This is a genomic window from Pseudomonas sp. AB6, assembly GCF_034314105.1.
Taxonomy (GTDB): Bacteria; Pseudomonadota; Gammaproteobacteria; order Pseudomonadales; family Pseudomonadaceae; genus Aquipseudomonas.
The window spans coordinates 4,850,349-4,871,167 of record NZ_JAVIWJ010000001.1; the positions used below are offsets into that span (position 1 = coordinate 4,850,349).

General features: G+C 53.9%; 15 protein-coding genes. 4 read left to right on the top strand and 11 right to left on the bottom strand.

What is annotated here, in order from left to right; all coding sequences use genetic code 11:
• Positions 1 to 70: 70 nt before the first annotated feature.
• The gene (locus RGW60_RS22605) at positions 71 to 1,084 is read right to left on the bottom strand and encodes an alpha-xenorhabdolysin family binary toxin subunit B (RefSeq protein WP_322206706.1); all 1,014 of its coding nucleotides are present in this window, start codon (positions 1,082 to 1,084) and stop codon (positions 71 to 73) included.
• 21 nt (positions 1,085 to 1,105) lie between these two features.
• A complete protein-coding gene (locus RGW60_RS22610; RefSeq protein ID WP_322206707.1) occupies positions 1,106 to 2,335 on the bottom strand; it encodes an alpha-xenorhabdolysin family binary toxin subunit A in 1,230 nt (409 codons plus the stop codon).
• Positions 2,336 to 2,677: 342 nt separating this feature from the next.
• Here RGW60_RS22610 and RGW60_RS22615 point away from each other — a divergent pair, with 342 nt between their 5' ends.
• Complete coding sequence (locus RGW60_RS22615; RefSeq protein ID WP_322206708.1) at positions 2,678 to 5,050, top strand: sulfite reductase flavoprotein subunit alpha; 2,373 nt, start codon at positions 2,678 to 2,680, stop codon at positions 5,048 to 5,050.
• Between the two features lie 123 nt (positions 5,051 to 5,173).
• Here RGW60_RS22615 and RGW60_RS22620 read toward each other — a convergent pair whose 3' ends face one another.
• From RGW60_RS22620 to RGW60_RS22660, 9 genes are all read right to left on the bottom strand, one after another.
• Positions 5,174 to 6,157 carry a peptide ABC transporter ATP-binding protein gene (locus RGW60_RS22620; RefSeq protein ID WP_322206709.1) on the bottom strand — a complete coding sequence of 328 codons (984 nt, stop codon included), beginning with the start codon at positions 6,155 to 6,157 and terminating at the stop codon, positions 5,174 to 5,176.
• Positions 6,157 to 7,125 carry an ABC transporter ATP-binding protein gene (locus tag RGW60_RS22625; RefSeq protein ID WP_322206710.1) on the bottom strand — a complete coding sequence of 323 codons (969 nt, stop codon included), beginning with the start codon at positions 7,123 to 7,125 and terminating at the stop codon, positions 6,157 to 6,159. The genes RGW60_RS22620 and RGW60_RS22625 overlap by 1 nt, the downstream gene beginning before the upstream one ends.
• A gap of 10 nt (positions 7,126 to 7,135) precedes the next feature.
• On the bottom strand, positions 7,136 to 8,047 hold the full coding sequence (locus RGW60_RS22630; protein WP_322206711.1) for an ABC transporter permease subunit: 912 nt from the start codon (positions 8,045 to 8,047) through the stop codon (positions 7,136 to 7,138).
• Between the two features lie 10 nt (positions 8,048 to 8,057).
• Positions 8,058 to 9,068 (bottom strand): ABC transporter permease subunit, encoded by a 1,011-nt coding sequence (locus RGW60_RS22635; RefSeq protein WP_322206712.1) that lies wholly within the window; start codon positions 9,066 to 9,068, stop codon positions 8,058 to 8,060.
• Positions 9,069 to 9,143: 75 nt separating this feature from the next.
• Positions 9,144 to 10,739, bottom strand: coding sequence for an ABC transporter substrate-binding protein (locus RGW60_RS22640; RefSeq protein ID WP_322206713.1), 1,596 nt, complete (start codon positions 10,737 to 10,739; stop codon positions 9,144 to 9,146).
• 87 nt (positions 10,740 to 10,826) lie between these two features.
• Entirely contained in the window at positions 10,827 to 12,203 is a 1,377-nt protein-coding gene (locus RGW60_RS22645) for an OprD family porin (protein ID WP_322206714.1), read from the bottom strand.
• Between the two features lie 363 nt (positions 12,204 to 12,566).
• Positions 12,567 to 14,195: an ABC transporter substrate-binding protein gene (locus RGW60_RS22650; RefSeq protein WP_322206715.1), complete on the bottom strand. Its 1,629-nt coding sequence runs from the start codon at positions 14,193 to 14,195 to the stop codon at positions 12,567 to 12,569.
• Between the two features lie 268 nt (positions 14,196 to 14,463).
• The gene (locus RGW60_RS22655) at positions 14,464 to 16,062 is read right to left on the bottom strand and encodes an ABC transporter substrate-binding protein (RefSeq protein WP_322206716.1); all 1,599 of its coding nucleotides are present in this window, start codon (positions 16,060 to 16,062) and stop codon (positions 14,464 to 14,466) included.
• A gap of 36 nt (positions 16,063 to 16,098) precedes the next feature.
• On the bottom strand, positions 16,099 to 16,812 hold the full coding sequence (locus RGW60_RS22660) for an SIMPL domain-containing protein (protein WP_322206717.1): 714 nt from the start codon (positions 16,810 to 16,812) through the stop codon (positions 16,099 to 16,101).
• A 294-nt stretch (positions 16,813 to 17,106) separates the two neighbouring features.
• On the opposite strand from RGW60_RS22660, the gene RGW60_RS22665 reads away from it, so the two are divergent.
• The 3 genes from RGW60_RS22665 to RGW60_RS22675 all read left to right on the top strand — a co-directional run bounded on the left by RGW60_RS22665 (position 17,107) and on the right by RGW60_RS22675 (position 20,764).
• The gene (locus tag RGW60_RS22665) at positions 17,107 to 18,369 is read left to right on the top strand and encodes an ATP-binding protein (RefSeq protein ID WP_322206718.1); all 1,263 of its coding nucleotides are present in this window, start codon (positions 17,107 to 17,109) and stop codon (positions 18,367 to 18,369) included.
• Positions 18,362 to 18,928 carry a response regulator transcription factor gene (locus tag RGW60_RS22670; protein ID WP_322167575.1) on the top strand — a complete coding sequence of 189 codons (567 nt, stop codon included), beginning with the start codon at positions 18,362 to 18,364 and terminating at the stop codon, positions 18,926 to 18,928. Before RGW60_RS22665 ends, RGW60_RS22670 begins: the two co-directional genes overlap by 8 nt.
• Before the next feature lie 99 nt (positions 18,929 to 19,027).
• The gene (locus RGW60_RS22675; RefSeq protein WP_322206719.1) at positions 19,028 to 20,764 is read left to right on the top strand and encodes an ABC transporter ATP-binding protein/permease; all 1,737 of its coding nucleotides are present in this window, start codon (positions 19,028 to 19,030) and stop codon (positions 20,762 to 20,764) included.
• Positions 20,765 to 20,819 lie beyond the last annotated feature (55 nt).

Consider the following 20,819-nt stretch of genomic DNA (forward strand, 5'->3'; position numbering starts at 1 on the left):
TAAGAGGGGTGGCCGCCTGCGCGGCACGCCCCTTTGCCTAGGTAAGGTTTATTGTAATCGAGTGTGCTTTTTACCCATGAATGGGGTTAAGGTATTTTTCCAATTGAATGGCGTAGTTAATCAACGTTAAGCTGCGTACATCGTCATCTTGCTCGGGCACATTGTTAAGCTCCAGAAAAAGATAAACGGAGTTAACAATTTTATCGAATTCTGTAGCAAAAATATTCCGATGTTCATTGATGATATGAATAGCCTTGATGAGCTTGATGCGTTCCACAATTCGGCCGATTTCTGCATCACGACTTGCAATATGGCTTGAGCAAGTATCTATTCTAGTCCGCAGACGATCTCTTTCTGCTACCAGATCTAAAAAGCTAAAAGTTGCCTTCGCGTTGTCAATTGATTTTTTAAGCTGATCGACTGCCAGTTGTATAAGTGCCATTTCCGGAGGTTGCACTCCCAGTTCAGCAATTTTTTCTGTAGTCAAAATAGCCTCTTGTGCCCCCGTTGCTACACCCTGTAGTTCAATAACTGCGATAGCCTCTGTGAGTACTGTGCGTTGCTGCGACCAGTCGCTTTCCTGCGCTTTTAAATGCTCTATCTCTGCCTTTAGACTTTGTGACTGAGTTTCGAAGCCGTCTAAATAACTAGTGGTAGCCGATGGGTCAAATGAACCACTGATGTTTGCCAAACATTTATTCAGTTTTTTTGCTTCTTCAAGCGTTTTGTCCACGGTATTGGTGAGAGATTTATTGACTTCATCGAGGATGTCTACTTGTTCATCAGGGTCATCGCATTGACGGTATTCGTCGTTCAGTTGTCGCAGTTTCGGGACGGTCAGATGGAACTCTACAGCCATCCGCTGACTTGATTCTTTGAGGATCTGGCGACCTGTCAATGCGGCATCAACCCACGTCGAGAACGTGCTGATCAGGTTTGGCAAATAACTGACTTTATTAAATGCTACCTGCGCTACTGCCATGTTGTTTTGCATTTCTGCAAGGCTACTGCTCATGACGTTTACATTGGGTTCGATGTAGTTTGCGTTCAGTTTTAGGGAGGTAACGTTGCTCTGAGAGTTCATGTTATAAATATCCAAATTTAATTAAAGGCCGCGGCGTTTGATTTCGTCATCTGCTTCTTTGAAAACATCCAGCAATTCATCGGCGGTTTCACCAATTAGCTTCCACGGTTCTACTACAGACCTGAAATGGGACTCAAACCGGTTCGCTTTTAGCACGTCTGTAATGGATTTCGCTTCATCTTGGGATTTGTCGGCATACAGAGAAAGCGCGTTCCATACAGTGACCAGGTTTTTGGTCGCCGCGTCGGCGTCGATCACTAGCAATTGCAAGTCTTGCATGTCCAATTCAATACGACTTAAATTTCCTGCGATGCTATTTTTCTGGCTTAACAGTTCGATATCCGCCGCTTGTAATTTTTTAAGTCGATTTCGTTCTTTACGGATTTTTTCGGCCTCGGATCCGGTATAGATTGCCATACCTAAACCAAATACACCGCCTGCTGCAGCTGACGCCAACGAGTCGCCCACTAGTTTTTTGTATTCTTTTGTTTTTTCATCAATGTCGAGGGTGCGTTGATTGATTACCACCTGTAATTTTTTGACTTCTTCGTGCAACGGAGTGTTTTTTATTGACGCTAATTTCATGCTTACTTTTGGGCGGACTGACAACGAAAGATCTTTGTCAAAATCGTGTAGCAGTACTTTAACGGCTTCAGCGTCAGCTTTACGCGCTTGGACTTTTTCCAACATCTTTGTTAAGTAGTACCCGAAATCTTTGGCCGTATCGAGACCGGCTGCATCTAATTCGATGTCCGGAAGTTCAATATTCATATCGATTTTTGCACGCTTTAGATCATCATATGTTTCAATATTCAGCTCCCGAAAAGTTTTACTGCCTTTGATTTCAGAAAGGACGCGTGACATGTCATCGCCGTATATCTGTAATTGACCCGCAAATACTTTTAGCTCACTGCCGATGGCTTTGATCTTGACGCTAATAGGGTTCCAGCGTGCTGCGTGGTTGTGCACCACAATAAACGTATCTCGAAAATCGTTGGCTGAGAGTCCTGGTCCTGCTCCGTCGGTATAGCCGAGGTAGGTAATGACATCTTGAACTGCGGTGGGGAGCGCTAATCCTGCGATTTCGTACATCCGAAGTTGAATGATTTCATTTTTTGTCAGTGTAATGCCTTTCCCCCGGATACTGTTTTCAGACCTGCCCGTTGATGCGTTTACAAACTCTTCAGGTGCGTTGATTGCGTTGTCTAAAATTGAATCGTTGTCATAGGTGCTATCTGTATTCGATGTCATAGTTCTTTCCCTTTTATGTTTCGTCAGCACCGATCCTGATGCTATTTGAATCTGCAATGTTAAGTGCAGTGCGACTTGCACTGGAGCCAGACTAGTGGGTTGTTATAGGGACTGTCAAAATAGAAAGATGGGCGAAGTGTGTAGGAAATGTCGAAAGTTAAGTAAGAACTTGGTATTGCATAACACTTACCAAGGTTATGGACCTAGGAGATCTGTATCAGTGTATTAGCTGAGGCCATTGATCCATCTCGTTAAATACTGAGCAGCGTTTTTAACGCGGATGAGAATGTTTACGATTTAAAAGGCACAATGCATCCCTCCGAATGTGTCGAGGTCTTTGAGGTGATAAAGAAAATCCTGTTTCAAGTGCACTGGATCTCAGGCATTAGCGCAGGTCTGGTTTTGGCAATTATGGGGGTTACTGGAGCGATAAGCTCCTTTCAAGACGAGTTGCTGGAGGTTTTCAATCCGCATGCGTTGCAGGTGGAGCGACCTGCTACCGGGATTTTGCCGCCGGTCGAAATGGTGAAAAAGCTGGAAGCCACTACTGGCAAAATCGTTTCCGCGTTGTGGGTTGTTACAGCTGGAGACAAAGCGGCGCGGGTGTTATTTACACCGCCGCTCGGCCAGCTCCGTGGTGAACTGAGCTATTTCGATCCTTACACAGGCTTACTGCTTGACGTTCATTTGGCTGGCGAGGACTTTTTCGAACGGGTTCTGCAGATGCACCGTTACCTGGTCTTGGGTGAGTTTGGTAAACAGCTCACTGGCGCAAGCACGTTGATCCTGCTGTTCTTTTGTGTGTCTGGTCTGTATCTACGCTGGCCGCGTCGGGTACTGAGCTGGCGTGTCTGGCTGGCTATGGACTGGGCAAAGAAAGGCCGCGCGTTCAAGTGGGACTTACACTCTATCTTCGGCACTTGGTGCTTGGTGTTTTACCTGGTGTCAGCCTTGACTGGCCTGATGTGGTCTTACAGTTGGTACAACAACGGGATGACCCGATTGCTCGCAGACGCAGCCTCAGGTGAGGCGCGCAAAAGTCCACGTGTTAGTCGTGGGCAGCGCCTGCCGGCGGGACCATTACCTACCGTGGATTACGTAGCGGTGTGGAATAGCATTCAGCGGGTTGCGGGTTCCGAACTCATCAGCTGGAATTTGCGCCTGTCACCGGTGGCGGGCCAGCCCGCGACGGTTTATTACCTGCTGCGCAATGCTGAGCATCAACGGGCGCTGAACCAAATCACCCTCGACCCGGCGAGCGGCAAGGTCAGTGCTCAATCCCGTTACGCCGACAAGAGCCTGTCGGCCAAATTATTGATCAGCAATTACGCGTTGCATGTGGGCAGCTATTTCGGGATCGTCGGGCGGATCGTCATGTCGCTGGCGGCGCTGATGATGCCGCTGTTTTTCATCACCGGTTGGTTGCTCTACCTGGATCGGCGGCGCAAGAAGCGCCAGATTGCGACCGCCCGCAATGCGCTGGCGGCCAATGTCGACGGCTATGCACCGGCTTGGTTGATCGCTTTCGCCAGCCAAAGTGGTTTCGCCGAACAGTTGGCATGGAAAACTGCCGGGCAGTTACAGGCCGCCGGGTTGCCAGTGCGCGTGCGGCCGTTAGCTGAGGTGACCGAGTGGGATTTACGCCAAAGCCGCAATGCGCTGTTCGTGGTTAGCACGTTTGGAGAGGGTGAGGCACCTGACAGTGCACGTGGGTTTGAGCGGGCGTTGCTCAGCCGGTCGTTAGCGCGATTGGACCTTAACTATGCAGTGCTGGCACTGGGTGATCGGCAGTACCAACAGTTCTGCGCATTCGCCAAGCGCCTGCATGACTGGCTAGCGGTACGCGGTGGTCGTTCGTTTTTCGCGCCCATTGAAGTAGACAGCGGTGACAATCATGCATTGCAACAATGGCAGCACCAGTTAGATGCGTTGACGGGCAGTGCGCCATCGGCCGTGTGGCAGTCTCCTGAGTTCGAACGCTGGGTATTGAGTCGGCGTGAGCTGCTGAACCCTGGCAGTGATGGAGCTAAGGTTTTCTTGGTAGACCTGATGCCGCCCTTCATCCGTGCGTGGGGAGCGGGTGACTTGGTGGAAGTATTGCCGCATGACAGCGCGGTACCACGCCGATACTCCATTGCTTCAATTCCAGCGGACGGTTGTGTACAGCTGATTGTTCGCCAGGAAATACACCCGGACGGTAGTCTGGGATTGGGGTCCGGACTGCTGACCGAGCATGCGCTGCAAGGTTCAGCGATCAGCCTGCGCCTTCGACGTAACAGCAGCTTCCATCTACCAAGCGAAACTGTGCCAATGATTTTAGTGGGAAACGGAACTGGATTGGCGGGCCTGCGCAGCTTGCTCAAGGCGCGGATTGCTCAAGGGCAGACGCGTAACTGGCTGATGTTCGGCGAGCGTAATGTGGCCCACGATTTTTATTGTCGCGACGAGCTGCAAGGCTGGTTGGCGACGGGCGATCTGGCGCGTCTGGATCTGGCGTTCTCGCGTGACCAGGCCGAAAAAATTTATGTGCAGGATCGCTTGCGTGAATCAGCCCATGAGTTGCGCGAGTGGTTGGCCCAAGGCGCGGTGATTTATATCTGTGGCAGCCTGCAAGGCATGGCCATGGGTGTCGAGGAGGTCTTGATTGAGTTGCTAGGCATTCACGAGGTCGAGCAGTTGGTCGAGCACGGGCGTTATCGGCGGGATGTGTATTGACTGAACGATTGGTGAGCGAATTCGCTTCTACAGCAAGTTGAAGTGCGCCCCAGAGGCTGGATTTATGTCCAACCTCTGGGGCGCACTTCAACTCTGCAGGGCTTCAGAGATACTACAGAACGATTACGCAGCATTACCTTCGATGAATTGCTCGGCGTAATGGCAAGCAACCTGACGGTTGTCGACCACGCGCAGCGCAGGTTCATCAGTGGCGCACAGTTCGGTCGCGTAGGGGCAGCGCTTGTGGAAGGCACAGCCGGTTGGCGGGTTGAGCGGGTTAGGCAGTTCGCCGATGATTTTGATCTTCGGCTTGAGAGGGTCCGGGTGAATGGTTGGGGTCGCGGATAACAAGGCCCGCGTATACGGATGCAGTGGCCGGTTGTAGATCTCTTCCTTGGGGCCCATTTCCGCAGGGCGCCCGAGGTACATTACCAGCACGGTATCGGCGACGTGACGCACCACCGAAAGGTTGTGCGAAATGAACACGTAAGCGGTATTGAATTCCTGCTGCAAATCCATGAACAGGTTAAGCACTTGGGCCTGAATCGACACGTCCAGCGCCGAGGTCGGTTCGTCCGCCACCAGCACTTTGGGTTGCAGCATCATCGCCCGGGCCAGCGCAATACGCTGACGCTGACCACCGGAAAACATGTGCGGGTAGCGGTGGTAATGCTCAGGGCGCAAACCAACCTGTTGCATCATGGCTTGCACTTTCTCCCGACGCTCTGTGCGTGACAGATTGGTATTAATCAGCAGCGGCTCGCCCAGTTGGTCACCGACTTTCTGCCGTGGGTTTAGCGAGGCATAAGGGCTTTGGAACACCATCTGCACATCGCGTCGCAATTGTTTGAGTTCTGCTTTGCTGGCGCCGGTGACTTCCTGGCCGGCAATTTTCAGCGAACCGGAGGAGGGCTCCTCGATCAACGTCAACGCTCGGGCCAGGGTCGATTTGCCACAACCGGACTCACCGACCACAGCCAGGGTTTTTCCCGCTTCCAGCTCGAACGACACGCCGTTGAGTGCACGAACCAGCGCGTGCCCTTTGAACAGGCCGCGTGATACTTCGTAGTGACGGGTCAGGTCGCGGGCAGTAAGAACGACGGTCATTACGCGACCTCCTGGTTCAGCGGGTAGAAACAGCGAGCGAAGCTATGGTCTTTCAGGTCCAGACCAGGACGCTGGGTCCGGCAGTTGTCCTGAACGTAGGGGCAGCGCGGCGACAGCAGGCAACCTTGTGGCCGGTCATAACGCCCCGGCACCATGCCGGGCAGGGTCGCCAAGCGATCGGCGCCCATGCTGTGCTCAGGAATCGCCGCCAGCAACGCTTCGCTGTACGGATGACCCGGAACGTCGAACAAACCCGGCACCTGGCCAATTTCTACCGCTTGGCCGGCGTACATTACGCACACGCGCTGGGCGGTTTCAGCGACCACGGCGAGGTCGTGGGTGATCAGCACCAACGCCATGTCCCGCTCTTTTTGCAAACTCAGCAGCAGGTCCATGATCTGTGCTTGAATCGTTACGTCCAACGCGGTGGTCGGCTCGTCGGCGATCAGCAGTTTCGGTTCGCCGGCAATGGCCATGGCAATCGCAACGCGCTGGCTCATGCCGCCCGACAGTTGGTGCGGGTAAGCATTTAAACGGGCAGCAGCGCCGGGGATTTCTACTTTTTCAAGCAACTCAAGCGCACGTTGGCGAGCGGCTTTGCCATTCATGTTCAGGTGCTGACGCAGAACTTCTTCGATCTGGAAACCGACGGTGTAGCTCGGATTGAGCGCCGTCATGGGGTCTTGGAACACCATGGCCATGTCTTTGCCGATAATGCGTCGGCGCTGGCGTGAACTGAGCGTAAGCAGTTCATTGCCGTCAAAGTTCAGCGAGTCGGCGGTGACGACGCCTGGTTTTTCGATCAAGCCCATCAGCGCCATCATGGTTACCGATTTGCCGGAACCCGATTCGCCAACGATGGCCAGTACTTCACCCTTTTCCACGCTGATGCTCAAACCGTCTACCACCGGGATGGCTTTGGCGTCGCCGAAGCGGACGTTGAGATTCTTGATTTCTAGAAGTGACATACGAATCTCCTCAGGCGGCATTTTTGAGTTTCGGGTCCAGCGCATCGCGCAGCCCGTCACCCATCAAGTTGATTGCCAGCACGCTGAGCAAAATGGTCAGGCCAGGCAGACTGACTACCCACCAGGCGCGTTCGATGTAATCCCGAGCCGAGGCCAGCATCGTGCCCCACTCTGGGGTTGGCGGTTGTACGCCCAAGCCGAGGAAGCCCAATGCCGCAGCATCGAGAATCGCCGAGGAGAAACTCAAGGTCGCTTGGACGATCAATGGTGCCATGCAGTTGGGCAGCACAGTGATGAACATCAGGCGTGGCAGCGTGGCGCCGGCCAAACGGGCGGCAGTCACGTAATCACGGTTCAGTTCGCCCATGACCGCAGCTCGGGTCAGTCGTACATACGACGGCAAAGACACCACGGCAATGGCGATGATGGTGTTGATCAGGCCAGGGCCGAGGATGGCGACAATTGCCACAGCCAGCAGCAGTGAAGGCAGTGCCAGCATGATGTCCATCAGGCGCATGATCGACGGGCCAAGAATACGCGGGAAGAACCCGGCCAGCAGGCCCATGAGAATCCCTGGAATCAACGACATGACCACCGAGGACATGCCGATCATCAGCGACAGTCGTGAACCGGTGATCAGACGTGACAGCAAGTCACGCCCCAGCTCATCGGTGCCGAGCAGGAACTGCCATTGGCCTCCCACCAGCCAGACCGGTGGGGTCAGCAGGAAGTCGCGGTATTGCTCGCTGGGATTGTGAGGAGCGACCCACGGTGCGAACAGCGCGCAGAAAACGACCAGGGTCATGAACATCAGCCCGGCAACGGCGCCTTTGTTCTGCGCAAATGCATTCCAGAATTCTTTGTACGGCGACGGGTATAGCAGGCTTTGATCGACTGCTACCGCGGATGTAGGTGTGTTCATAGGAATGATCTCAGCCGTGGTGACGAATGCGTGGGTTGGCAAAGCCGTAGAGGATGTCCACCACGAAGTTGACCAAAATCACCAGGCAGGCGATTAGCAGGATGCCGTTTTGCACCACGGGATAGTCCCGGGCGCCAATGGCTTCGATCAGCCACTTACCAATACCGGGCCAAGAGAAAATGGTTTCGGTCAACACTGCGCCGGCGAGCAATGTGCCGACTTGCAGGCCGAATACCGTCAGGACCGGGATCAATGCGTTTCGCAGTCCGTGGACGAAGACCACACGGGCGGGCGACAGACCTTTGGCGCGCGCTGTGCGCACGTAATCTTCGCGCAGCACTTCAAGCATCGAAGAGCGGGTCATCCGGGCAATCACTGCCAGCGGGATAGTACCCAACACGATGGCCGGCAAAATAAGGTGGTGCAGGGCATCGAGAAACGAACCAGGCTCGTCACTGAGCAGGGTGTCGATCAGCATGAAGCCAGTTTTGGGCGGGATGTCATAAAGCAGGTTGATGCGCCCGGACACAGGCGTCCAGCCCAGAGTCACCGAGAAAAACATGATCAGAATCAGGCCCCACCAAAAGATCGGCATTGAGTATCCCGCCAAGGAGATACCCATCACCCCATGGTCGAACAGGGATCCTCGTTTGAGTGCCGCAATCACCCCGGCCAGCAGGCCCAGGATGCCAGCGAAAATAAGCGCCGCAGTTGAAAGTTCCAGCGTGGCCGGGAACAAAGCTTTGAATTCGGTCCACACGCTTTCTCGGGTGCGCAACGATTCGCCAAGATCACCGTGGGCGAGCTTGCCAACATAATCAAAGTATTGGGCGTAAAGGGGTTTATTCAGACCAAGGCGTTCCATGGCTTGGGCGTGCATCACCGGATCAACCCGGCGCTCCCCCATCATTACCTCCACGGGGTCGCCCGGAATCAAACGAATCAGGGCAAAAGTCAGCAGGGTGATGCCGAAGAAGGTGGGTATTAACAACCCCACGCGGCGGGCAATAAAACTAAACATCTTCTGGTGTACCTCATCAGCCGGTTAGGCGTGCGCCGACGAAGCTCGGGTGACGAGCCGCGCCGGTGTTTTTCTCTACTTCACCCGTGTAGTGGCAAAGTTATTAGTGGTCAGGGGGCTGATGTGATAGCCCTCGACATTTTTGCGCATGGCAGTGAACAGTTTGGGGTAAACCAGGCTGATCCACGGTTGTTCTTTGTGGAACTCTTGCTGGGCTTTTTCGTAAAACGCAGCACGCTCAGCAGGATCTGTTTTGACGCGGGCCTGGGAAATGGCATCTTCGAATGTCTTGTCACACCAGCGTGCGTAATTCTCACCATTTTTTGCCGCATCGCAACTCAGATTTGGCGTAAGGAAGTTATCAGGGTCTCCGTTGTCGCCTGCCCACCCAGCAAACACCATGTCATGTTCGCCATTTTTAGCGCGTTTAAGCATTTCGCCCCATTCCAGAACGCGAATATCTACCTTGAGGCCAATCTGCGCCAAATCCGACTGCAACATCTGTGCGCCCACTAGTGGATTCGGGTTTGTGACGGCGCCGCCATTGCGGGAGAACAGGGTTAATACCGTTCCCTCAGGTACTCCAGCTTCTTTAAGCAGCGCACGGGCTTTGTTCAGGTCGCGAGGCGGGTTCTGAATATCGGCAGCATAGCCTAGCAACGTTGGCGGGTACGGGTTGACGCCCTCGGTCGCCTTGCCTTCGCCGAACAATGCATGGATATAAGCCTTTTTGTCGAACGCCAGGTTGATCGCCTCACGCACACGCACGTCACTCAAGTATTTGTGGGACGTGTTTATGGCGACGTAGCTGGTCATCATGGCTTCCATCTCGTCGATCTTGAGATTGGGGTCGGCCTTGATGTTGGCGATATCATCAGGTTTTGGGTACAGAGCAATCTGACACTCGTTGGCTTTTAATTTTTGTAGGCGGGTGTTGTTGTCCAGGGTTATCGCAAAAATCAGTGCTTCGCTAGGTACCTGTCCCTTCCAGTAATCCGGGTTGGCTTTATAGCGGATCTGGGCATCTTTGGCATAGCGAACAAGGATGAACGGGCCGGTGCCGATGGGTTTGCTGTTGAGGTCGGCGGTCTTACCGGACTTAAGTAACTGGTCGCCGTACTCGGCGGAGTAGATCGAGGCAAAAGCCATGGCCATGTCGCGCAGGAACGGCGATTCAGGGCGGGTCAAGGTGAACTTTACGGTGGAGTCGTCAAGTTTTTCGACGCTTTTGAGCAGATCGGCAAAACCCATGCTTTCGAAGTAAGGGAAACCAATCAGCGACTTGTCATGCCACGGGTGCTTTGGGTCGAGCTGGCGCTCAAAACTCCAGAGCACGTCGTCGGCATTCATTGTGCGGGTTGGTTTGAAATAATCGGTGGTCTGAAATTTCACGCCGTGGCGCAAGTGGAACGTGTAGGTGAGGCCATCCGGGCTGATCTCCCAGCTTTCGGCCAGGCCAGGGACCACATCCGTAGTGCCCGGTGCGAAATCCACCAGTCGGTTAAGGATGGTCTCCGCTGCCGCGTCGGCGGTGACGGCGGTGGAGTACTGCACGATGTCGAAACCTTCAGGGCTGGCTTCGGTGCAGACCACCAAAGGTTTGGCTGAAACGCTGACGGCGACACTGAACAACGCCAGTGCAATCGAGGTACGTAAAGAAAGTAATTTCAATATAAACCCTCCGCAAAGATCTGAATGGTGACGCCTGTGTGGATGATCACGGATGGCCCGGAACCCGCAGCAGGCGCCTTTGATGCGTTACAGAATGTTAAATGGAATTGTGGTCACGAAACGCAATTCCCGGATGTTGCCGTCAGCCTGGAACTCGCTGGCGCGGTGGGTGGTGTAACTGGCTTTGATGCTGCTGGCTTTCAATGGGCCACTTTGCAGGGTATACGCGGTGCCGAAACCGTATTCCTGGTGATGTTCGCCATTCATTTGCTTCACGTCATACGCAGTACCCGTGTAGTGGGTACCGTTGATGTCGAAGCCGTGTGCCGAGTAGATGCTGAATTTCAGACCCGGTACGCCGTATTTAGCCATGTTCAGACCGTAACCAATCTGGATCGACTTCTCGTTTGGTCCGTTGAAGTCGGACAGCAAGGAGTTGGCGAGGAAGATGGCGTTGGTTTCGTGGGCGTAGTCGAAAAAGGTGTCGCCCGCAACTTGCTGATACGCCAGCGTCAGGCTGTGCGCTTCGTGAGCCAGGGTGAATGACAGGCTGTACGTATCGTTGTCGATGGCGCCGAGTTTGCTCTGGCCGCTGTCCTTGGTTTTGTAGTAGTTAAAACCAGTGCTCAGGGCCAGGACTGATGGATCGCCCAGGTCGTGGTTGATCCCGATGTAGTATTGCTTCCAGAAATCTTCCAGGTCTGAGGCATAAAAACTTGCGGTCAGCGCCTTGGACGGTTTCCAATCCACACCAGCCATGCTCAAGCGGTCGGAAGTGATACTGCGGTCAGCGTACTCAGAGCGGAACTTGGTCAGGCTTTCTTCGGTACGCGGCGATACGCGGTCGAAGCTGCCGGCCTGGAATGAGAGGTTGCTCAGTTCGTCACTCTGTACGGCGAAACCTTGAAAGCTTGAAGGCAGCGCACGGTTGCCAATGTAGGCGATCACGGGTGTGTTCACTGACTGACGGCCGGCGGTTACAACCGTGTTGGATATACGGGCTTTGATGTTGCCTAGGCCCATTTTGCTCCATTGGTCGACAGCATTGCCGTTACTGTCTGTCAGTGTCCGGTTGCCGCCGCCAGCGATTCGCGCGTGGCCTCTCTCAAGCGCAACTTCGTTGTAGATAGCAGCTTCAGTCGCGAAGCCAACGACGCCCTGGGTAAACCCCGAGGAGTAATCGATGATCGTGCCCTGAGTCCAGGTATTACGACGCGCTGTCGGGACCGATACACCGTCTTTCTTGTAGCTGAACAGATCTTGACGAGTGCTTTGTTCTTTCGCAAAAAAGTTCTTGGTAGAACCCTTTATCGTTGAACCTTCGATGAAACCCTTAGCGTCTTCCTGGGCCTTGCTGGTGGTGAGCGTTGTCGGTTCGAATTCCTGACTGACGCTTTCTGCCTGTGCCATTGCTCCCATGGTGCAGATGGACAGGGCTAATAGTGCGGTACTGGCTCTTTTCACGTTAACGCTCCCTTATTACTTTTATAGAGCCAGTTTTTAGTAATCTGGCTTAGATGGTGCTCGGTATCCGTCCCGCTCGAAGTAGTGGCAAATGCCAAGCGTCAAATCGTCGGAACGGCTTTGCTCGGGACGAGTATTTTCCTCCCAGCTTGAAACGGTTTTTATCAGGCGATCACTGACGCGAGCCCACGAAACCTAAAGTGCTTGGGCGGCGGAGTAAATAGTCCTAGGTGCTTCAGAGTTTGTAGGAAAAGTGCGTGGCGATAGTAGGTGGCTGCTTATTAGCAGTTACTTGCTTAACGAAGGCCTGTTTCCACTCTGAAAAAATGTCACCACGCTGGTAACAGCGTAGTGACATCGTTCTTACTTGCTAACGCTTACACCATAAAAGGAGTTCAAGCCGAATGGGCTGATCTTGAAGCCCTGGACGTTGTTGCGCATAGGTTGATAGACGGTCGAGTGCGCGATTGGCGTAATCGGCACGGCGTCTTTGAGAAGGTGTTGCGCCTGTTTGTACAGTTCGGTGCGCTTAGCCTGGTCAGGTGTTTCCTTAGCTTGCTTGATCAGGTTGTCGTACGGCTTGTCACACCACTTCGAGAAGTTGTTGCCGTCCATCGCATCGCAACCGAATAAGGTTCCCAGCCAGTTGTCCGGGTCACCGTTGTCGCCGCTCCAGCCAATCAGCATTGCGCCGTTTTCGCCTGCTTTGGCGCGTTTGATGTACTCGCCCCATTCGTAGGTAACGATTTTGGCTTTGATGCCGATTTTTGCCCAGTCTGACTGAAGCATCTCAGCCATCAACTTGGCGTTGGGGTTGTAAGGTCGCTGAACCGGCATCGCCCACAGGGTGATTTCGGTGCCTTCTTTGATACCGGCTTCCTTGAGCAGCGCTTTGGCTTTTTCAGGGTTGTAACCGGCATCCTTGATGGTGGTGTCATACGACCATTCTGTCGGCGGCATGCCGTTGACCGCTAGTTGCCCCGCACCCTGATACACAGAGTCGATGATTTGCTGTTTGTTGACGGCCATGTCCAGCGCTTGACGAACTTTCAGCAAGGCCATTGGGTTAGGTTCGTCGCTGCCTTTGATTTTTGGCATCACGTTGTAAGCGATATAACCCAGGTTGAAACCCGCCTGGTCAGGCATCTTCAAGTCTTTGTCAGCCTTGAGAGCGACGAGGTCTGCTGGGCGCGGGTACAGGGTAATCTGACATTCGCCTTTCTTCAGCTTCTGCATCCGCACCGACGGGTCGGTGGTAATAGCGAAGATCAGGTTGTCGACTTTGACGTCTTCAGGCTTCCAATAATCCTTGTTGCCGGTGTAACGGATGTTGGAATCTTTTTGATAGCTCTTGAACACAAACGGGCCAGTGCCGATTGGCTTCTGGTTAATGTCTTGAGCCTTACCTTCTTTAAGCAATTGAGCTGCGTATTCAGCAGACTGAATAGACGCGAAGCTCATGGCCATGTCTTGAATGAACGCGGCATCAACGGTTTTTAGAGTGAACTTGACAGTGTGATCGTCCAGCTTCTCGACTTTAACGATGTTGGTGTCCATCCCCATGTCAGTGAAGTACGGGAACTCGGTCGGGTAGGCTTTGCGGAACGGATCGTCTTTGTTCAGCATGCGGTTGAACGTGAACAACACGTCATCGGCATTGAAGTTGCGGGTTGGCTTGAAGTAATCAGTGGTGTGGAACTTTACGCCTTCACGCAAGTGAAAGGTGTAAGTCAGCACGTCCGGAGAGATATCCCAACTGGTCGCCAAGCCAGGAATAACAGCGGTACCGCCGCGCTCGAACTGGCTGAGACGATTGAACATAGTCTCGGCTGCAGCATCAAAATCGGTTCCGGTGGTGTACTGACCTGGGTCAAAACCGGCCGGGCTGCCTTCGGAGCAAAACACCAAGGAAGTAGGAGCTGCTTGGGCGAACGGAGCGCAGGCAATCAAACCTGCGCTGAGTAGAAACGGAATGACCGCTTGTTTGAGCATGGTGGCCTCAGTTGTTGTCATTTTTTAGTAGAGGGCGCGACCTTGTGAGCCGACCCTGCGGATACTTATGCAGGCGCCATACCCAAAGCAAGATGGTGGCGCCAATGAAGCGGCAAACAGTGGCACGAACGTACAGGAATGTCGCATAAATGTAATTTGACGCGCATTTGATCGTTTGCGTAGTCGTTTTCAGCAACCTCCTCTGCACCGACTAAGTGCGGTCAGGCGTGTGGAATGCACCCGGTTAGAGCAAAGGTGTTACTGAAGGCTATTTATTTAGACTCACGCCGTAGAACGGAGTGAGTCCAAACGGGCTAAGTTTAAAGTTTTGTACTTCTTTTCGAATGGGTTGGAAAATCTTTGAGTTGGCGATGGGCGTGATAGGCACTTGTTCCTTCAAAATGTGCTGTGCTTGCTGGTACAGCTGGATACGTTTTCCTCGATCACTGGTTACTTTGGCTTCTTGCACCAGCTTGTCGTAGGCAGGGTCACACCATCTGGAAAAGTTGCTCCCCTTTACGGCCGCGCAGCTATATAAAACCCCGAGCCAGTTGTCTGGATCACCGTTGTCGCCGGTCCAGCCATAGGTCAGAACGTCGTGTTCGCCGTTCTTGGCTCGCTTGATGTATTCGCCCCACTCGTAGCTGACAATTGTGGCTTTAATGCCGATCTTCGCCCAGTCGGCTTGAATCATCTGCGCCGACATTCGCGCGTTGGGGTTGGAAGCACGTTGTACCGTCATGGCCCACAAACTGATTTCGGTGCCTGGTGCAATCCCGGCCTCTTTTAGCAGTTGCTTGGCTTTTGTCGGGTCGTAGGGGGCGTCTTTGATCGTTGGGTCATAACTCCACTGGTTAGGTGGCAGCGCGTTTTGCGCCAACTGCCCGGCACTTTGGTATACCGCTTTTATGATCGCAGGCTTATCGATGGCCATGTCCAGTGCCTGGCGTACTTTGAGCTGATCCAACGGTTTGTGGGTCACGTTATAAGCCAAGAACCCAAGGTTGAAGCCGGGCTGACTGAGGACGTTGATGTCCGGGTCTTTTTCCAGCAGTTCAATGTCTTGTGGACGAGGATACCCGCTGACCTGGCACTCGTTGGTTTTGAGTTTTTGCGCACGCACGGCGGCATCGGTATTGATCGAGAAAATCAAGTTGTCGATCTTCACATCCTCCGGCTTCCAATACGCAGTATTGGCGCTATAGCGAATCTGCGAGTCTTTTTGATAGCGCTTGAACACGAACGGCCCGGTGCCGATGGGCTTCTGATTTATGTCTGCCGCCTTACCTTCTTTAAGCAACTGCGCGGCATATTCGGCGGACTGAACCGAGGCAAAGCTCATGGCAAGGTTTTGAATGAACGCTGCATCCACATTGTTCAGGCTGAAGCGGACGGTAAGGTCGTCAATTTTGTCGATGCTTTTAATTGTCGTGTTTAACCCCATGTCGTTGAAATAGGGCGATTCCGATGGGTATGCCTTGCGAAACGGATAGTTCGGATCAAGCAGGCGATTGAAAGTAAACAGTACGTCGTCGGCGTTGAAGTCTCGGGTCGGCGTGAAGTAATCGGTGGTGTGAAACTTCACATTTGCACGCAAATGAAAGGTGTAACTCAGGCCATCGCTGGAAACCTCCCAGCGCGTCGCCAGCCCCGGTTCGACATTTGTGCTGCCGCGCTCAAATTGTGTCAGTCGGTTGAACACCGTTTCGGCAGACGCATCAAACTCCGTACCACTGGTGTATTGGCTAGGATCAAAACCGGCGGGGCTGGCTTCAGAGCAATACACCAGCGTGCTGGCAGCCTGAGAAATCGGACTGCACGCCAATAGAGCGGTGGCAAGCAGTAAGGGTTTGACTGTTTTTCCCATGGGGGAGCTCCAAAGAGTGCGGCAATCGCGCTGGCGTTATTGCATCTGGACTTCGATCACTCCGTCGGCGTTGACGCCAACATGGCTGGTGCCAGCTTCGACCTCTGGAGTAGGGGCGCCGTCAGAGCGGGCGGCCTTCATCATCATGACGGGCGCGCGCAGGTACGGTTGTGGAAAGCCTGAGGTGTTGAGGTTCAGGTTGACCAGCTTGTAGCTTTTGCCACCCAAGGCATCGGTAACCAATTGCGCACGCATTTTAAACGCGGTCACAACATCTTTGAGGAGGGTATCTTCGCTGGCTTTGCGGGTAGTGGGTGCGATGGCGAAATCCATGCCGCCAATCTTCATACCGTCCAACAGTTGCGCTGTCAGCTTGGACAGCGCTGCAAAGTCGGTGCTCTCAAGGCGTAACTCGGCGCGTTCACGCCAGCCGGTGATTTTTTGTCCTTTGTCATCGTAGATTGGCGAACTGTTGCGAGTGCCCTGTCGAAGGGTAATGTCTTTTACCTCGCGGGCCTGGCTGATTGCCTTGTTCAGCGACTCGGTAATTTCCGTCGCGAGTTTGGCCGGGTCAGCGTTTTGGGCTTCGGTAAACAACGTCACTATCATTAAATCGCGCGGCACCTCTTGGCTGACTTCGGCGCGTACGGAAACTTGGTTGTAACGTGCCTCTTCGGCTAAGGCCGGGAAGCTGGCGAGCGTAGCGACACCGAGGGCAATCAGGGTAGCGGCGGGACGAAGGCTGAACATACAAACTCCTTGTTAAGAACATCTGCAGCGGATCACCGTCAGACGGAAAATCATCAGACTGACTATGACCTATTCTGGTTCCTGGAGGTGTGTGTCCCCTGAAAACGAATATTCCTTGTAGAAGTCCAAGGCCGCTTTCGCTCTTACAAGCCGAGTTTGTCGCGACTTTCGGCAGACCTTTCAAGGGCAGTAATGACTGCCTCAATCTGTGACGCTTTGACGCAGTTATGCTGTTTTGACATTAGCTTCGTTATACTCGGCGCGATCCGCCTGCATCGCTCATCAGGAGAGCTCATGCTCGCCCCCGTTCAGCTGCTTTCAGCTACTCGTCAGAACCTGTGGCGCCTGACCGTCATTCGTACGTTGGTGCTCGCCGCGCAAGCGGGTTCGGTGGGCATGGCCTATATGTTGAGCCTATTGCCGCTGCCATGGCTGCCCTTGGCAGTTACGCTGGGGTTTTCCATGGTGTTGTGCCTATTGACCGCCATCCGCCTGCGTACGTCATGGCCCGTGACCGAGTTGGAATACGCCGTACAACTGGCCCTGGACATGTTGATACACAGCGTACTGCTGTATTTCTCCGGCGGTTCAACCAATCCATTCGTTTCCTATTACCTGGTGCCGCTGACCATCGCTGCGGTGACTTTGCCGTGGCTGTATTCCTTGATGCTGTCGGGTCTGGCGTTGACCAGTTACACACTATTGTTGGTGCAGTTTTACCCAATGGGTACATTTCCCATCGCGCGGGAAAATTTGCAAATTTATGGCATGTGGCTGAGCTTCGCACTGGCAGCGGCGGTGATCACCTTCTTTGCGGCAAGGATGGCTGAAGAGCTCCGGCGGCAGGAACAATTGCGTGCCGAACGTCGAGAAGAGGGCCTGCGCGACCAACAATTGCTCGCGGTTGCAACCCAAGCGGCTGGCGCCGCTCATGAATTGGGTACACCCTTGGCGACCATGAGTGTGCTGATCAAAGAAATGCGCCAAGACCATCATGATCCGCTGCTGCAGGAAGATTTAGCCGTGCTGCAAGAGCAGGTTCAGCAGTGCAAGCACACCCTGCAACAACTGGTGCGCGCCGCTGAAGCCAATCGGCGTATGGCCGTTGAAGAGCGTGACGTGACTGAGTGGCTTGATGAGGCTCTGAACCGTTGGCACTTGATGCGCCCTGAAGCCAGCTATCGCTTCCAACTTGTGGGCCAAGGGTCGATTCCTCGGCTGGCGCCACCGCAAGACCTGACCCAGGCGTTATTGAATCTGCTGAACAATGCCGCTGACGCCTGCCCAGAAGGGCTGGAAGTGCGCCTGGACTGGGGCCCCGCTGAAATTTGCATCAGTATTCGTGACCACGGTGCCGGTGTGCCGTTGGCCATTGCCGAGCAAATCGGCAAGCCATTTTTCACTACTAAAGGCAAAGGCTTCGGCCTCGGTCTGTTTTTGAGCAAGGCCAGCGTGACCCGCGCCGGTGGCTCAGTAAAACTCTACAGTCATGAAGAGGGCGGCACGCTAACCGAGTTGCGCCTGCCCCGTGACGCCCGAGGAGACAAGCATGAGTGACGAAATTCAAGTCGAAGGCGAAGGCGAAGAGCTGCCGCATCTATTGCTGGTAGACGATGACGCGACCTTTACCCGTGTGATGGCACGGGCCATGAGTCGTCGTGGCTTTCGCGTCAGCACCGCCAGTTCAGCCGAAGAAGGCTTAATGCTGGCGCAAAACGACATACCGGAATACGCCGCGCTGGACCTGAAAATGACCGGCGATTCGGGGCTGGTGTTATTGCCCAAGCTGCTGGAAATCGATCCGGAAATGCGCGTAGTCATTCTTACCGGTTACTCAAGCATCGCCACGGCAGTCGAGGCCATCAAACGCGGCGCCTGCAATTATCTGTGCAAACCGGCCGACGCCGACGACGTTTTGGCTGCACTGCTGTCCGAACATGCAGACCTGGACACGTTGGTGCCGGAAAACCCAATGTCGGTGGACCGGTTGCAGTGGGAGCATATTCAGCGTGTGCTGACCGAACATGAAGGCAACATCTCAGCAACCGCTCGGGCCCTGGGCATGCACCGCCGGACCCTGCAGCGTAAATTGCAGAAGCGGCCGGTCAGGCGCTGAACAGGGGCTGAACGAATGTCTGCGGACTTCGCGAAGCGCCGCGGCGATCATTTATGATCGGCCCCGACGCGTTTTTTCTATCCCAATCGAGCTTGAATAATGAATCGCAACGCCGAGTATTCTGGGGTCAACGACGCCGTCCGCGGAGAATTCTTCCGTCGCGTCTGGAAACTGATAACGCCGTACTGGCGTAGCGAAGAAAAAGGCATGGCCTGGCTGCTGCTGGTTTCCGTGATTGCGCTGTCGCTGTTTAGCGTGGCCATTTCGGTGATGATCAACAGTTGGTACAAAGACTTTTACAACGCCTTGCAAGAGAAAAACGTAGAGGCGTTTACTCATCTGATTTTGTATTTTTGCGGTATTGCCGCCATCGCGATCCTCGGTGCGGTATACCGTCTTTATCTGACTCAAATGCTAACCATCCGCTGGCGACGGTGGTTGACCGAGCAGCACTTTGCCAAATGGCTCGCGCACAAGAATTACTACCAGCTTGAACAACATGGTTACACCGATAACCCTGACCAACGATTGTCTGAAGACTTGAATAGCTTCACTTCCAGCACCTTGAGCCTGGCGCTGGGCTTGATCCGTACCGTGGTCAGTCTGGTGTCGTTCTCGGTCATTTTGTGGGGCGTTTCGGGCAGCATCGAACTACTGGGTGTCACGATTCCCGGTTACATGTTTTGGGCTGCACTGTTATACGCCGCGTTGGGCAGCTGGCTGACTCACAAAATCGGACAGCGCTTGATCAAGCTGAGCAACCAACAGGAACGCTACGAAGCGGATCTGCGTTTCGCCTTGGTCCGGGTTCGTGAAAACGCCGAAAGCATTGCCTTTTCTAATGGCGAACCCAATGAGAATCAGCGGTTGAGCTCGCGCTTCGGCATGATCTGGGCCAACTACTGGAACATCATGAAGGTCTCCAAGCGTCTAACGTTCTTCACGGCCGGTTATTCACAAATCGCCACCGTGTTTGCCTTTGTTGTCGCATCCCCGCGTTACTTCTCGGGTGCCATCGAACTGGGCGGTCTGATGCAAATCAATTCGGCTTTCGGCAACGTTCAGGAAAACTTCAGCTGGTTCATCGAGGCTTACACCTCTCTGGCCTCGTGGCGCGCTACCTGCGACCGTCTGTTAAGTTTCCGGCAGGGCATGCGCGACAACGAAGCCCATACTTCGGACATCAAGGTTGACCGAGAGGGCAATGCGTTGCGTTTTGATAACTTGGCGTTGAAGCTGGCCGATGGTCGTGACCTGCTGGCCGGTGCCAATCTGGACATTGCTTCAGGTGATCGGGTCATGCTGAGCGGCCGCTCGGGCAGCGGAAAAAGTACGTTGCTGCGTGCGTTGGGTGGCTTATGGCATGAAGGACATGGCAGCGTGACGCTGCCCGCCGAGCGTTATTTGTTCTTGCCGCAACGGCCGTATTTGCCCATTGGTACGTTGCGCGAAGCCTTAAGTTATCCACAGGCGCCCGAAGCGTATCCGGCAGACCGTTACGCTCAGGTCCTGGAAACCTGCCGTTTGACTCATCTAATACCGCGTCTTGACGAAAGTGATCACTGGCAACGCATGTTGTCGCCAGGTGAGCAGCAACGCGTAGCCTTTGCCCGTGCGCTGCTTTACGCACCCAACTGGCTGTATCTGGACGAAGCGACATCGGCAATGGATGAAGAAGATGAAGGCGTGCTGTATCAGGCGCTGATTGACGAACTGCCGGGCGTAACTCTGCTCAGCGTCGGCCATCGCAACAGCCTCAAGCGTTTCCATCGTCGGCATGTGCGGATTGATGGCGGCCAACTGCGTGAACAACCCCAACCTGAGGCCGTGGTTTAACGGTCGTACAAAAGATGCTTGAAAGCAGCCAGCTTTTTGCGCATGTTGTCGTACA